The 13,870-nt window shown below is 72.9% G+C and carries 14 protein-coding genes; 5 read left to right on the top strand and 9 right to left on the bottom strand.

The window, feature by feature from the left end; translation table 11 throughout:
- Nucleotides 1–87: 87 nt before the first annotated feature.
- On the top strand, nt 88–888 hold the full coding sequence (yaaA, locus tag ACIQU4_RS15250) for a peroxide stress protein YaaA (protein ID WP_403729897.1): 801 nt from the start codon (nt 88–90) through the stop codon (nt 886–888).
- 44 nt (nt 889–932) lie between these two features.
- Here yaaA and ACIQU4_RS15245 read toward each other — a convergent pair whose 3' ends face one another.
- Together ACIQU4_RS15245 and ACIQU4_RS15240 are read right to left on the bottom strand one after the other, a co-directional pair.
- Nucleotides 933–1,679, bottom strand: a complete 747-nt coding sequence (locus tag ACIQU4_RS15245; RefSeq protein WP_403729895.1) for a bifunctional DNA primase/polymerase — start codon at nt 1,677–1,679, stop codon at nt 933–935.
- 185 nt (nt 1,680–1,864) lie between these two features.
- Nucleotides 1,865–2,512 (bottom strand): TetR/AcrR family transcriptional regulator, encoded by a 648-nt coding sequence (locus ACIQU4_RS15240; protein WP_403729893.1) that lies wholly within the window; start codon nt 2,510–2,512, stop codon nt 1,865–1,867.
- Between the two features lie 111 nt (nt 2,513–2,623).
- On the opposite strand from ACIQU4_RS15240, the gene ddaH reads away from it, so the two are divergent.
- The gene (ddaH, locus tag ACIQU4_RS15235; RefSeq protein ID WP_403729890.1) at nt 2,624–3,454 is read left to right on the top strand and encodes a dimethylargininase; all 831 of its coding nucleotides are present in this window, start codon (nt 2,624–2,626) and stop codon (nt 3,452–3,454) included.
- A 13-nt stretch (nt 3,455–3,467) separates the two neighbouring features.
- Here the strand turns inward: ddaH and ACIQU4_RS15230 are convergent, their stop codons facing one another.
- Both ACIQU4_RS15230 and ACIQU4_RS15225 read right to left on the bottom strand, forming a co-directional pair.
- Nucleotides 3,468–4,481: a small ribosomal subunit Rsm22 family protein gene (locus ACIQU4_RS15230; RefSeq protein ID WP_403729888.1), complete on the bottom strand. Its 1,014-nt coding sequence runs from the start codon at nt 4,479–4,481 to the stop codon at nt 3,468–3,470.
- A gap of 61 nt (nt 4,482–4,542) precedes the next feature.
- Nucleotides 4,543–5,883 (bottom strand): Bcr/CflA family multidrug efflux MFS transporter, encoded by a 1,341-nt coding sequence (locus ACIQU4_RS15225; RefSeq protein ID WP_403729886.1) that lies wholly within the window; start codon nt 5,881–5,883, stop codon nt 4,543–4,545.
- A gap of 108 nt (nt 5,884–5,991) precedes the next feature.
- Here ACIQU4_RS15225 and ACIQU4_RS15220 point away from each other — a divergent pair, with 108 nt between their 5' ends.
- The 3 genes from ACIQU4_RS15220 (at nt 5,992) to ACIQU4_RS15210 (ending at nt 8,245) form a co-directional block, all read left to right on the top strand.
- Nucleotides 5,992–6,753, top strand: coding sequence for an SDR family oxidoreductase (locus ACIQU4_RS15220; protein WP_403729883.1), 762 nt, complete (start codon nt 5,992–5,994; stop codon nt 6,751–6,753).
- A 74-nt stretch (nt 6,754–6,827) separates the two neighbouring features.
- Nucleotides 6,828–7,691: a PhzF family phenazine biosynthesis protein gene (locus ACIQU4_RS15215; RefSeq protein ID WP_403729880.1), complete on the top strand. Its 864-nt coding sequence runs from the start codon at nt 6,828–6,830 to the stop codon at nt 7,689–7,691.
- Nucleotides 7,688–8,245 carry a GNAT family N-acetyltransferase gene (locus ACIQU4_RS15210; RefSeq protein WP_403729877.1) on the top strand — a complete coding sequence of 186 codons (558 nt, stop codon included), beginning with the start codon at nt 7,688–7,690 and terminating at the stop codon, nt 8,243–8,245. Before ACIQU4_RS15215 ends, ACIQU4_RS15210 begins: the two co-directional genes overlap by 4 nt.
- 70 nt (nt 8,246–8,315) lie before the next feature.
- Here the strand turns inward: ACIQU4_RS15210 and efeU are convergent, their stop codons facing one another.
- The 5 genes from efeU to ACIQU4_RS15185 all read right to left on the bottom strand — a co-directional run bounded on the left by efeU (nt 8,316) and on the right by ACIQU4_RS15185 (nt 13,842).
- Entirely contained in the window at nt 8,316–9,164 is an 849-nt protein-coding gene (efeU, locus tag ACIQU4_RS15205) for an iron uptake transporter permease EfeU (protein WP_403729874.1), read from the bottom strand.
- A 25-nt stretch (nt 9,165–9,189) separates the two neighbouring features.
- Nucleotides 9,190–10,530, bottom strand: a complete 1,341-nt coding sequence (gene efeB, locus ACIQU4_RS15200; RefSeq protein WP_403729871.1) for an iron uptake transporter deferrochelatase/peroxidase subunit — start codon at nt 10,528–10,530, stop codon at nt 9,190–9,192.
- Nucleotides 10,531–10,550: 20 nt separating this feature from the next.
- Nucleotides 10,551–11,699: an iron uptake system protein EfeO gene (efeO, locus tag ACIQU4_RS15195; protein ID WP_403729868.1), complete on the bottom strand. Its 1,149-nt coding sequence runs from the start codon at nt 11,697–11,699 to the stop codon at nt 10,551–10,553.
- Between the two features lie 185 nt (nt 11,700–11,884).
- Complete coding sequence (locus ACIQU4_RS15190) at nt 11,885–12,799, bottom strand: heme ABC transporter ATP-binding protein (protein WP_403729865.1); 915 nt, start codon at nt 12,797–12,799, stop codon at nt 11,885–11,887.
- Nucleotides 12,796–13,842 carry a FecCD family ABC transporter permease gene (locus ACIQU4_RS15185; protein ID WP_403729862.1) on the bottom strand — a complete coding sequence of 349 codons (1,047 nt, stop codon included), beginning with the start codon at nt 13,840–13,842 and terminating at the stop codon, nt 12,796–12,798. The genes ACIQU4_RS15190 and ACIQU4_RS15185 overlap by 4 nt, the downstream gene beginning before the upstream one ends.
- Nucleotides 13,843–13,870: the final 28 nt, after the last annotated feature.

The raw sequence follows: 13,870 nt of genomic DNA, 5'->3' as shown, positions 1-13,870 counted from the left end.
CCGGTGGGCGCCGGGGGCGCGGCGAGAGCCTTACCCTGACTCGGGGGCCGCACCCCCTGCGCCGTGTCGTACTGAAGGAGAACCACCGTGCTCGTGCTGCTTCCGCCGTCCGAGGGAAAGGCCGCCGGCGGCTCCGGCGCGCCCCTGGAGCCGGAGACGCTGTCGCTGCCGGGACTGGCCGGGGCGCGGGCGGCCGTGCTGGAGGAGCTGGTCGAGCTGTGTGCGGGGGACGAGGCGAAGGCCCGCGAGGTGCTCGGTCTGAGCGAGGGGCTGCGCGGCGAGGTGGCGAAGAACGCCGGGCTGCGCTCCGCGGTGGCCCGGCCGGCCGGGGAGATCTACACCGGCGTCCTGTACGACGCGCTGGGCCTGGCCGACCTGCCGGCGTCGGCGCGGGCGTCGGCGGAGCAGTCGCTGATGGTGTTCTCGGGTCTGTGGGGCGCGGTCCGGGTGACGGACCGGATCCCCTCGTACCGCTGCTCGATGGGGGTGAAGCTGCCGGGGCTGGGCGCGCTGGGGGCGTACTGGCGGGAGCCCATGGCGGCGGTGCTGCCGGCCGTGGCGGGGGACGGGCTGGTACTGGACCTGCGCTCCTCGGCCTATGCGTCGGCGTGGAAGCCCAAGGGTGAGGTGGCGGGGCGCACGGCGACGGTGCGGGTGCTGCACTCGCAGGTCGTGGACGGGGTGGAGAAGCGGTCGGTGGTGAGCCACTTCAACAAGGCCACGAAGGGGCGGCTGGTACGGGACCTGCTCGTCGCCGGGGCCGTCCCCGCGACCCCGGCCGAGCTGGTCACGACGCTGCGCGACCTGGGCTACACGGTGGAGGCCGAGGCCCCCGCGAAGCCGGCCAAGGCCTGGGCCCTGGACGTGGTGGTCACCCAGATCCACTGACCGCCCCAGGGCCGGGGCGGACACCCGCCAGGGGTGTCTGCCCCCTAGCGGCTCAGGGGCCAGGCCGCCGAGGGGGTTTCGGTGGTCGCGACCGCGTACGTGGCGCAGGCGTCCGTCAGGGTTTCGAGGAGGGTGAGGGGGTCCGGGAGGGGGTTCTCCATGCCGCGGATCCAGGTCACCGCCAGGTCACCGGGGAGGGCGGCCGGGGGGACCAGGACGTAGCTGCCGCGGCAGTGCCACCGCAGGCCCGGGTGCTCGTCCATCGTCTCGGGGTGGCAGTCCAGCTCGCAGGGCCACCACTCGTCCTCGTCCTCGGGGGTCCCGCGCGTCGCCGTGAAGAAGAGCATCCGGGCCTGGTCGCCCGTACCGCCCGATTCGGCGACGGGGCCGACCTCCACGCCCGCCGCGAGCAGGCGGTCCAGCGCGCTCGCCCCGGCTTCGAGCGGGACGTCCAGTACGTCGTGGACCATGCCCGTCGCGGTGATGAAGTTCGCCTGCGGCTGGTTGCGTGCCCAGCGTTCGATCTGTGCGGGGTCGGTCGTCGACTGCGTCTGCCAGGCGAAGGAGAGGGGGTGGCGTGCGGGGGTGGGACAGCCGATCCGGTCGCACGAACATCGGTAGCCGGCGGGATGGGCGGCGGGGGCGAGCGGCAGGCCCGCGGCGGCCACGGACAGCAGAAGGGCCTCGCGTGCGCGCTCGGGATCTTCGGGGGAGGGTTTGGGCCGCCGGCGCAGCCACTGGGAAATCCTGCTCTGCTGGCCGCGTTTGACGCGGCCGGACTCAGACCCCATCTATCCCCTCACCTCACCGTTTCCCCGGCAGACCCTCACATGGTCCCACCATCCTGCGGTCCGGGTGACCGCTATCCCCCACCGGGGGGTGGGGGACAGGTGCACGGAGAGCGCACAACGGCAGGCGGAATACCGTCACATACCAGTGAAATTCGGCCAATTGTCCCCGGCCGGCCACCGGCCCGTCAGCCCTCGGTGACCTTCGACACCCCGGTCACCGCGCCCACCCCACCCAGTACCCGGTCCACCAGCCCGTCCGCGAACGCGTGCGTCAGCGGCCCCGTCCGCATCAGCCACCGGTACGTCAGCGGCCCCACCAGCATCTCCACCGTCAGGCGCAGGTCCGCGTCCGGCGCGAGCTGTCCGGCTTCCCGGGCCGCCCGCAACCGCGTCTCGTACAGGGCGAGCTGCGGCTCCAGCAGCTGCTCGGTGAAACGGGCGCTCAGCTCGGGGTCGGTCGCCCCGGCGGCGGTCAGGGCGCGGGTGGGGGCCGCGTACCTCTCGTCGTTGAACTGGTCCACCGTCACCCGCAGCACCAGCTTGAGGTCCGCGGCGAGGTCGCCGGTGTCCGGGAAGCCCGTCCGGTCGGCCTCCGTCTCCGCGTCCCCGAAGAGCGCGAGCGAGGCGTCCAGCAGGACCGCCGCCTTCGAGGGCCACCAGCGGTAGATCGTCTGCTTGCCGACGCCCGCGCGGGCGGCGATGGCCTCGATGGTCAGCTTGTTGTAGCCGACCTCCGCGACCAGCGCGAGCGCCGCGTCGAGGATGGCCCGCCGGGAGCGGTCGTTGCGGCGGGCGGGGTCGGGGGCCTTGGCGTCAGGCGATCTGCTGCTCATTCGGACAAATTATCAACGCGGGATGTCTCGTCTTTGTGTCATTCCGTAAACCACCCAATCAGTTCACTGCGCGGTTTCCCTTGAGGAGAGACGATTCTCTCGACATCTCTCGTGAGTCGTGAGGAGCCTTCTTTGCGCAGAGTCGCCACACCCCGGCGCTACTTGATGTGCCCACCCGCACACTTCAAGGTCACGTACTCCATCAACCCGTGGATGGACCCCACGAAACCGGTGGACCTGCCCCTCGCACACGCCCAGTGGGAAGACCTCCGGGACCGCTACCGCTCGCTCGGCCACACCGTCGAGACGCTCGTACCGGACCCGGAACTGCCCGACATGGTCTTCGCCGCCAACGGCGCCCTCGTCGTCGACGGCCGGGTGCTCGGTGCCCGGTTCGCCTACCCGGAGCGCACCGCCGAAGCCGAGATCCACCTCGACTGGTTCCGGTCCCACGGCTTCGAGCACGTCCACGAGCCGTCCCACGTCAACGAGGGCGAGGGCGATTTCGCCGTCACCGCCACCTACATCCTGGCCGGCCGGGGCTTCCGCTCCAGCCCGCTCTCGCACGACGAGGCCCAGGAGTTCTTCGGCCGCCCGGTCATCGGCCTCGACCTGGTGGACCCGCGCTACTACCACCTGGACACGGCCCTCTGCGTGCTCGACGGCGACGAGGTCATGTACTACCCGCCCGCGTTCTCGCCCGGCAGCCGGGCCGTGCTCCGGCGGCTGTTCCCGGACGCGCTGATCGCCGGTGACGAGGACGCGGCGGCCCTCGGCCTGAACGCGGTCTCGGACGGCCGCAACGTGCTGCTCCCGCAGGCGGCGGCCGGACTGTTCCAGCCCCTGCGGGAGCGGGGCTTCGAGCCCGTCCCGATGGACCTGGGCGAGCTGCTCAAGGGCGGCGGCAGCGTGAAGTGCTGCACCCAGGAGCTGCGGATGTAGCGGCCGCGCGGTCCTACCGCGTGGCCGGCGGCCACTCCTGCCCCCAGTCGGCGTCCCGCGCCGCCTTGTAGAGGTCACCGTGGCGCTTGGTCACGGTGGCCCGGGTCAGGCCCTGTCCCTCGGGACCGCACAGTTCCAGCTGGACGAGCCCCTTGCGGATCTGCGGCTTCCGCGTGATCCGGGAGGGGGCGGGCTCCACCGGGAAGCGGGTCGCGGCCACGTAGCTGAACTTCTCGTCCTCGTACGGGAGGGACCCGCCCTTGACCTTCCGGTGCAGGGAGGACCGGCTGACCCGCGCCGAGAAGTGGCACCAGTCCTGGCCGACCTCGATCGGGCAGGTGCCGTCGTGCGGGCAGGGGGCCGCGACCTTCAGCCCCGCCTCGATCAGCTGGTCGCGGGCCTCGCGGATGCGCAGGTACCCCTCGGGCGTGCCCGGTTCGATCAGCACCACGGCCTGCCCGGCGCGGGCCGCCTCGGCGACCACGGCCCGGCGGGCCTCCGGCGTCAGCTCGCCGAGTACGTACGACACGGTCACGAGGTCCGCCTCGGGGAGCGCCAGCCCGGATCCGATGACGGCCCGGCGCCACTCGGCGGTGCGCAGCACCTGCGAACCGGAGGCGGCCGCGAGCTCCTTGCCGAGGGCCAGCGCCGGCTCCGCCCAGTCCAGGACCGCGGTGTCGCGCGGGCCGTCCCAGGTGGCGTCCACCGCCCAGGTCGCCGCGCCCGTGCCGCCGCCCACGTCCACGTGGGAGCCCGGGGACCACTGCGGGGCGGCCTCGGCGAGGGCGTCGAGGGCGGACCGTACGGCCTCGAAGGTGGCCGGCATCCGGTACGCCGCGTACGCCGCCACGTCGGAGCGGTCGCGCAGGATGGGCGCGTCGGTCGGGGTCCGGCCGCGGTAGCTGGCGATCAGCCGGTCGACGGCGGCCGTGGCCTGCTTCGACGGGATCCCGTCGAGCAGCCCGCCCAGCGCGGACCGCAGCGTATCGGCGGTGGTGGGCACGGAGGCGGAAGCGGAGGCGTTCACCAGCGAAGTTTACGGCGCCCGCGGGGTCCGGGACGCCGCGCCGGCGCCCCGGAAGCCCGGATCAGACGGCGGAGTCCCGGTTCTGCCAGGGCCGGCACATGCCGGCGAAGCAGGCCACCGCCAGCAGCGAGCACACCAGCTGGACCAGGGCCATCGGCACCGCCGTGTCCTCGCCCGCGATCCCGACCAGCGGCGAGGCGATCGCCCCGACCAGGAAGGAGGAGGTGCCCAGCAGGGCGGAGGCCGACCCGGCCGCGTGCGGGGTGCGCATCAGCGCCAGCGCGTTGGTGTTCGGCAGGACCATGCCCATCGCCGACATCAGCACGAACAGCGCCGACGCGATCGGGACCAGCCCGACCTCCCCGAACACCCCGGTGGACATCAGCAGCAGCGAGAGCGAGGCCGCCGTGATGACGGTGAGCCCGCCGCCCAGCACCTTGTCCAGGCGGACCCGGCCGACCAGCAGTTTGCCGTTGACCTGCCCGGCGGCGATCAGGCCGACGGAGTTGAGGCCGAACAGCAGGCTGAAGGCCTGCGGCGAAGCCCCGTAGATCTCCTGCACCACGAAGGGCGAGGCCGAGATGTACGAGAACAGCGTGGCGAAGGCGAAGCCGCCGGCCAGCGTGTACCCGGCGAAGACGCGGTCGGCCAGCAGCCCCCGCATGGTCCGCAGCGCGGAGCCCACGCCGCCGGTCTGCCGCTGCTCGGGCGGCAGGGTCTCGCCGAGGCTGCGCCAGACGACGAGGGTGAGCACGGCGCCGACGCCGGTGAGGACGACGAACACCCCGCGCCAGTCGGCGAAGCGCAGGATCTGGCCGCCGATGAGCGGGGCGATGATCGGGGCCACGCCGGAGATCAGCATCAGCGTGGAGAAGAACCGGGCCATCTCGACCCCGTCGTACAGGTCGCGTACGACGGCCCGCGCGATGACGATCGCGGCCGATCCGGCCAGGCCCTGGAGCAGCCGGAAGCCGATCAGCAGTTCGGCGGTCGGCGCGAGGGCGCAGATCGCGGTGGCGAGGACGTAGACGACCATGCCGATCAGCAGGGGCCTGCGGCGGCCCCACTTGTCGCTCATCGGGCCGATGACGAGCTGGCCCAGCGCCATGCCGGCGAGGCAGGCGGTGAGGGTGAGCTGGATCGTGGCGGCCGGGCTGTGCAGGGCGCCGGTGACCTGCGGCAGGGCCGGCAGGTACATGTCCATGGACAGCGGCGGGAGGGCGCTGAGTCCTCCGAGTATGAAGGTGACGAGCAGTCCGGTACGGCGGGCGGCCGTGAGCGGGGCGGAAGCAGCCTGCGCCGGTATGGCGACGGTCTTCGGCGTGGAAGCGGTCTGCGGTGCGGAGGGCGTTTCGGGCGGCGGCTCGTGCGAGGGGGCCGTCGCGGGGCCTCTCTCCGACATGCGGAACTCCAGTCTTTTCGTCGTCTTTTCACACCCCCGACCGACCCATGCTCTCAGCTATCGGAACGTCCGTGGACCGATGCGACATGTGACGTACCCTGCGGCCCCATGAGCGCAAGTGGGAAGAAGATCGCCGTCGTGACCGGTGCGGGCTCCGGCATCGGCCGCTCCGTCGCCCTGACCCTGGCCGCCGCCGGCTGGTCGGTGGCCGTGGCCGGCCGCAGGAGCGAACCGCTGGAGCAGACGGCGAAGGCCGCCGGGGCCGGGGCGGACGTCCTGTGCGTACCGGCGGACGTGAGCGATCCGGACGACGTGACCGCGCTGTTCGCCGCGGTACGGGAGCGGTACGGGCGCCTCGACCTCCTCTTCAACAACGCCGGGACCTTCGGCCCGGGCGGGGTCCCGCTGGAGGACCTCGCGTACGAGGCCTGGCGCCAAGTGGTGGACGTCAACCTGACCGGGGCCTTCCTGTGCGCGCAGGCCGCCTTCCGGCAGATGAAGGCGCAGGACCCGCAGGGCGGCCGGATCATCAACAACGGCTCGATCTCCGCGCACGTGCCGCGGCCGAACTCGATCGCCTACACCGCGACCAAGCACGCGATGACGGGCCTGACGAAGTCGCTCTCGCTGGACGGGCGGCCGCACCGGATCGCCTGCGGGCAGATCGACATCGGCAACGCGGCCACCGAGATGACCGAGCGGATGCAGACCGGGATCCTCCAGGCGAACGGGCAGCTGGCGGTGGAGCCGGTGATGGACGCCGCGGACGTGGCGCGCACGGTGCTGCACATGGCGGAGCTGCCGCTGGAGGCGAACGTGCAGTTCGCGACCGTGATGGCGACGACTATGCCGTACATCGGGCGCGGCTGACCCCCGGCCGGGGTCGGACGGGAATACGTGCGTCGGACGGGAATGCGGGCGCCGGACCGGGAGTTGGGGCGATCATGACTGAGACTGAGATACTGCGTTACACCGCCTTCTCGGACGACCCGGCCGGGGGCAACCCCGCCGGTGTCGTGCTCGACGCGAGCGGTCTGGACGACGCCCGGATGCTGGAGATCGCGGCCGGCCTGGGCTACAGCGAGACCGCCTTCCTCACCGCGCCGCCGCAGGGCCTCGACGGGGAGCCGGGCCGGGCCTTCACGCTGCGGTTCTTCAGCCCGAAGGCGGAGGTGTCGTTCTGCGGGCACGCCACCGTGGCCACCTCCGTGGCGCTGGCGGAGCGGATCGGTCCGGGCGAGCTGGTGTTCGCGACCCCGGCCGGTACGGTGCCCGTCTCGGTCGCCGCGTCCGACGGGGGCCTGCGGGCCGTGCTGACCAGCGTCGAGCCGTACGTCGAGGACGTCGCCCCGGCCGACCTCGCCGAGGCGCTGGCCGCGCTGGACTGGCCGCAGGCCGATCTGGACCCGGGCATCCCGCCCCGGATCGCCTACGCCGGAGCCCGCCACCTGGTGCTCGGCGCCGCCACCCGGGCCCGGCTCGCGGACCTCGCGTACGACTTCCCCCGGCTGGAGGCGCTGATGCGGCGCCTGGAGCTGACCACGGTCCAGCTGGTGCACCGGACGGGCCCGGCGCTGTTCGACGTACGGGACCCCTTCCCGGTCGGCGGCGTCGTCGAGGACCCCGCGACCGGAGCCGCCGCGGCCGCCTTCGGCGCGTACGCGCGCGAGCTCGGCCTGGCCCCGGCGGACGCCGTCCTCACCCTCCACCAGGGCCAGGACATGGGCCGCCCCGGAGTCCTGACGGTGGAACTGCGCCCGGGCGACGCCCGGATCCGGGTGGGTGGCAGCGCGGTCCGCATCGGATGAGGGTGCTGACGTACGCGGAGGCCGAGCTGCCGCCGGAGCTCGCGGCGCAGGTCGCGGACCTGGAGGCGCAGGCCTGGCCCGGCGCCACTGCCGGGCACGACCCGGAGCTGGCCCCCCGGACGATGGTGCTCGTGGACGAGGACGGCACGGTGGCCGCCTCCCTCGCGCTGCTGTTCAAGCCGGTCCGGCACGCCGGGCGGACGTACCGGGCCGCCGGGCTCAGTGCCGTGGTGACCCGTGACACCGCGCGGGGGCGCGGGTACGGCGGGCGGCTGGTGGCGGCGGCCCGTACGGCGCTGGCCGCCGACCCGGCCGTGGACCTCGTCCTGTTCAGCTGCGACCGGCCGCTCGTCCCCTTCTACGAGGCGGCCGGCTTCACCCGGCTGCCGGGGACCGTACTGCTCGGGGGGACGCCCGGGCAGCCGCTGGCCACGGACGCTCCCGGGTTCACCAAGGAGGTCCTGGCCGACTTTCCCGGAGCGGACACCGAGGCCGCGGCGTTCGCCGGTGCGCGGATCGCCCTGTACCCGGGGCTCGTCGACCGGTTGTGGTGACCCGGACGTGCGGAAGGGGCCCGGATCGAGATGATCCGGGCCCCTTCCGCATGCCGTGCGAGCCGCAGCCCTACGAGCCGGTCCTGGTCTCCGCGGGCGCGGCCGGCGCCGGCGCCTTCGTACGGGCGAAGACCCCGAAGAACAGCAGCAGCGTCGGGACCAGGTAGGCCACCCACACTCCGACCTGGAGCCAGGTCGGGTCCGGCTGGAAGTTGAACGTGCCCTTCAGCAGGGTCCCGTACCAGCTGTCCGGCGGGACGGCCGCGCTGACGTCGAAGGCCTTGTTCATCAGGCCCGGCAGGAACCCGGCCTCCTGGAGGTCGTGCACCCCGTACGCGAGCACGCCCGCGGCGACCACGACCAGCATTCCGCCGGTCCACGTGAAGAACTTGGACAGGTTGATCTTCAGCGCGCCGCGGTAGAACAGCCAGCCGAGCAGGATCGACGAGCCGATGCCGAGCAGCACGCCCACCAGCGGACCCGCGCCGTTTCCGGCCGCGTGCACCGAGCGCCACACGAACAGCGAGGTCTCCAGGCCCTCCCGGCCGACGGCCAGGAACGCCGTCGTCACCAGGGCGCCCGTGCCCATCGCGAGGGCTGCGTCGAGCTTGTCCTGCAGTTCGGCCTTCATGTGCCGCGCGGTGCGCTTCATCCAGAAGACCATCCACGTCACGAGGCCCACCGAGACGATCGACAGGCTGCCGCCGATGGCCTCCTGCGCCTGGAAGGTCAGCTCCGAGGTGCCGAATTCGAGCGCCGCCCCGAAGGCCAGGCTGAGCGCGGCCGCGAGGCCGACGCCGAGCCACAGCGGTCCCAGCTTGTCCTTGTTCCCGGTCTTCACCAGGTACGCGATGAGGATGCAGACGACCAGACTGGCCTCCAGCCCCTCGCGCAGGCCGATCAGATAGTTGCTGAACACGTAGGTTCCTTTCGAGTCCGCGGAACTACGCGAAGAGCGCCCGGCCCCACCAGTCGTCCTTGTCGCGGACGCCCGGCGGAACGGCGAAGAGGGCCGAGCTCACGTGCTGGATGTACTCGTTGAGCCCGTCGTTCTTGGACAGGTTGCGCTGGATCGGGATGAAGCCCTTGCGGACGTCCCGCTGGTAGGCCAGGAAGAACAGGCCCGCGTCGAGCCGGCCCAGCCCGTCCGAACCGTCGGTGAAGGAATAGCCGCGGCGCAGGATCGTGGCACCGCTGTTGGTGTCCGGGTGCGCGAGACGGACGTGCGCCTGCGGCTTCATCGCCTTCAGGAACGGCTCGTCGCGCTCCTTCGACTTCCCGACCGGGGCGCCCTCGGCCTTGTCCCGGCCGAAGATGTCCTCCTGCTCCTGGAGCGGAGTACGGTCCCAGGTCTCGATGTGCATGCGGATCCGGCGGGCGACCAGGTACGAGCCTCCGGCCATCCACGCCGAACCGTCCTTGGCCTCGTCCCCGACCCAGACGTGCTTGTCGAGGGCGGCGGCGTCGGTGCCCGCGACGTTCCGGGTGCCGTCCTTGAAGCCCATCATGTTGCGCGGGGTCTGCTCGTCCGGGGTGGTGGACGAGGTCTTGCCGAAGCCGAGCTGCGACCAGCGCACCGCCGTCTTGCCGAAGCCGATCCGGGCGAGCTGGCGGATCGCGTGCACCGCGACCTGCGGGTCGTCCGCGCAGGCCTGCACGCAGAGGTCGCCGCCGCTCTTGGCGGGGTCGAGGTTGTCGCCGGGGAACAGCTCCAGGTCGACCAGGGCCTCGGGGCGCCTGCCCTCCAGGCCGAACCGGTCCTTGGCGAAGAGCGAGGCGCCGAAGCCGATGGTCAGCGTCAGCCGGGACGGCTTGAGGCCGAGGGCCTCGCCGGTGTCGTCCGGCGGGGCCTCGGGGAGTCCACCGACGGCGCCCTCGCCGACGGGGAGTCCGGCGGTCATCCGCTCGGCGGCCCGCGTCCAGTCCTTGAGGAGCTGGACGAGTTCGGCGCGGTCCTTCGTCTTCACGTCGAACGCGGCGAAGTGCAGCCGGTCCTGGACGGCGGAGGCGATGCCGGCCTGGTGCGCGCCGTGGAAGGTCACGGAGGAGCCGCTGAGCGCGGCCGGCACCGGGTCGGTGCCACCGGTCAGCGCGGCGACGGTGCCGCCCGCCGCGGCGGCGCCGAGCGCGAGCCCGGCACCGCCCCAGCCGAGCACGGACCGGCGCGACGGCCCGCCGGCGCCGTCACTGCCGGCGGCGGATGTGACGGCTTCGCCGGACGTGACGGCTTCGCCGGACGTGGCGGACTCGGCGGCCGAGTCGGTGGTGCTGGTGTCCTCAGACATGTCCGTACCCCTGATACGCGTTACTTGGCGACTGTGGCGGCAAGCTTCGACAGCGGCTCCCCGAGCGCACTGACGGCGTCCGAGAGCTCCTTGCGCTGCTCCTGGCCGACCGTGTCGTACGCCGTGAAGTCGTAGCCGGTCTTGTCGGCGCGGTACTTGTCGAGCAGCGTGTTCATCGCGGCGAACTGCTTGTCCAGCTCCGCGGACAGGACCGGGTCGTTCTTCGCGGCGACCGGCTTCAGCAGCTCGTACGCCTTCTGGGCGCCCTCGACGTTGGCCTTGAAGTCGACCAGGTCGGTGTGGCTGTAGCGCTCTTCCTCACCGGTGACCTTGCCGCGGGCGACCTCGTCCAGCAGCTCCTTGGCGCCGTTGGCCATCGAGGTGGGGGTGATCTCCGCCTGGCCGACCTTCTTCTGCCAGTCGGTGAGGTCGGTCATCAGCTGGTCGGCGAGCTTCTTCTCGTCGTCGCCGATCTTCTTGTCGGCGAACAGGGCCTTCTCCAGGCGGTGCCAGCCGGTCCAGTCCTTCGCCGGGTCCTGGCCGGCCTCCAGGCCGTCCTCGCGGACGTCGACCTTCGGGTCGATGTCGCCGAAGGACTCGGCGACCGGCTCGGTGCGCTCCCAGCCGATGCGGGACGCGGCGTACGCCTTCTTGGCGGCCTCCAGGTCGCCGGCCTTGACCGCGTCCGCGAAGGCCTGCGCCTTGGGGAGGGTCTCGTCGGCCTGCGCCTGCACGTACTTGCGGTACTCGGCGACCGCGGCGTCCAGCTCGGGGCTGCGCTTCTCGACGGCGCCGCCGCCCGTGACCTTGATCTTCTGGCGGATGCCGTCGCCCTTCATGCCGGGCTTGCAGGCGATCTCGTACTCGCCGGCCTTGATCTCCGCGGTGATGGAGGCCTTGGTGCCGGGGCCTATGTTCTCGCGCTCGGCGACGATGCGGTCGTCCGGGAAGAGGACGTAGACCTCGGTGACCTTGGAGCCCTTGTTCTCGACCTCAAGGGTGACCTTGCCGGCCGGGAACTCCGTCTTGGAGACCTCGCACGCACTGTCGGAGGCGGCGACCTTGACGGCCCCGTCGCCGCTGCCGCTCTTCTCGGCGCAGCCGGTGACTGCGGTCAGCGCGGTCACGGCGGCGACCGCGGTGAGGACGGTGAGGCGGGCGGGACGCATGCGGGCTCCTGGCTGTCTGGCGTTCGGCAGACGGCCGCCCCGATCAGGAGGGACGGCCGGTGAGGCGGACCTAACTTAACCGAGGCTTACCTGACCTATGCCCGTACGTCCAGTGATTCAGCCCACACGGCGGGCCGCCGGACACGGGGCCGTCACGGGGTCTCCAGGGCCAACCCATGGGAGGGTCAAGCGGAGGTCAAGCCGATGTGACCGTTCCGTACGGCGGAACGGCGCGCGGCCGAGTCGTCGCCGCGTTCCGCGGAACGCTCCTCGTCCCGTACGGGGACCACGAGCGGAACCCCGGTCCGCGGATGGGGCAGTACCTCCACCGGCTGCCGGTAGACCCGGCTGAGCAGCCCGCCCTCGAACACCTCGGCCGGCGGTCCGTCCACCGCGATCCGCCCGTCGTGCAGTACGGCGGCCCGGTCCGCGTACGCGGCGGCCAGGCCCAGGTCGTGCAGGACGACCACCACCGCGTCCCCGGCCGCGGCCCGCTCCCGGCAGATCCGCAGCACCAGCTCCTGGTGGCGCAGGTCCAGGGCCGCGGTGGGCTCGTCGAGCAGCAACAGCGGGGCCCGCTGGGCCAGTACGCGGGCCAGCGCCACCCGCGCCCGTTCGCCGCCGGAGAGCGCCGAGAAGGGGCGGGCGGCGAAGCCGGCCACCTCCGTGGCGGCCATGGCGGCGGCCACCGCCTCCTCGTCGGAGTCGGCGAGCGGGGTGCCGGCCCAGGGGGCGCGGCCCATCCGTACGACGTCCCCGACCGGGAACGGGAAGGACATCTCGGCCGACTGGGGGAGCACGGACCGGCGCAGGGCCAGATCCGCAGCCGCCCAGTCGCCCACCGGGCGCCCGTCGATCCGTACGAGCCCCCCGGCCGCGGGCAGATCGGCCGAGAGGGCGGCCAGCAGCGTGGACTTGCCGGCGCCGTTCGGGCCGACCAGCGCCAGCACCTCGCCGGCCCGGGCGGTCAGGTCGATCCCGGCCAGCACCTCGTGCTCGCCGAGCCGGACGCGGAGGCCGACGGCCTCGGCGAAGGCGGCGCCGGGGGCCGGCCGGGCGGGGACGGAGCGCCGGCCGCGCCGCAGGAAGGGGATGCTCATGCCCAGCCTCCCTGCTTGCGGCGGGTACGGCGCAGCAGCCAGAAGAAGAAGGGGCTGCCGATCAGCGCGGTCAGCACCCCGAGCGGCAGCTCGGCGGGCCGGGCGATGGTCCGGGCGGCCAGATCGCCCGCGAGCAGGACCACGGCGCCGGCCAGCGCGCTGCCCGGGACCAGGAAGCGGTGCCCGGGGCCGTTCGCCATGCGCAGCAGGTGCGGGACGAGCAGCCCGACGAACGTGATGATGCCGGCCACGGCGACGGCGGCCGCGGTGAGCAGCGCGACGACGAGGATGAGCGCGAGGCGCAGCCGCTCCACGTCCACGCCGAGGTGGCGGGCGGGGCGCTCGCCGAGGGAGAGCAGGTCCAGCTTGCGGGAGTGGAAGGGGGCGATCAGCAGACCGGCCAGCGCGCAGGGCAGGACGGCGAGCACCTTGGGCCAGGTGGCCTGGGCGAGGGAGCCCAGCTGCCAGAAGGTGATCTGGTTGACCTGGCCGCTGTCCGCGAAGAAGACGAACAGGCCGATCAGGGCGCCGGCGAAAGCGTTGACGGCGATGCCGGTGAGGATCAGGGTGACGACCTCGGTCCTGCCGCCGTTGCGGGAGAGGAGGTAGACGGCGCCGACGGTGATCAGCCCGGCGACGAACGCGCAGGCGGTGATCGTCCAGTTGCCGAAGAAGCTGAGCCCGAGCCCGATGGCGGCCACCGCGCCGACGGCTGCGCCCGCGGAGATCCCGATGACTCCGGGTTCGGCGAGCGGGTTCCCGAACACCCCCTGCATCAGGGCCCCCGCGCAGCCCAGGCTGGCGCCGACGAGCAGCGCGAGCACGACCCGGGGGAGTCGTACGTTCCACAGCACGCTCTCGCCGACCCGGTCGAGGGCGGCTCCGCCGAGCCCGAGGCGGTGCTGCACGGAGCCGAGGACGTCGCCGACGGGAATCCCGTAGGCCCCCACCCCGGCGGAGGCCAGGGCCAGCCCGGCGAGGACGAGGACGAGCCCCACGACCAGCAGGGAACCCGTCCGGGCCCTGGGCGCTTCGGCCGTCACCGGCTCATCCGGCCCCGTCGGTGTTCCG

The organism is Streptomyces sp. NPDC090741 (genome assembly GCF_044769045.1).
GTDB lineage: Bacteria > Actinomycetota > Actinomycetes > Streptomycetales > Streptomycetaceae > Streptomyces.
The sequence above is the reverse complement of the archived record's forward strand: the minus strand, read 5'-3'. Positions and strand labels throughout refer to the sequence as shown.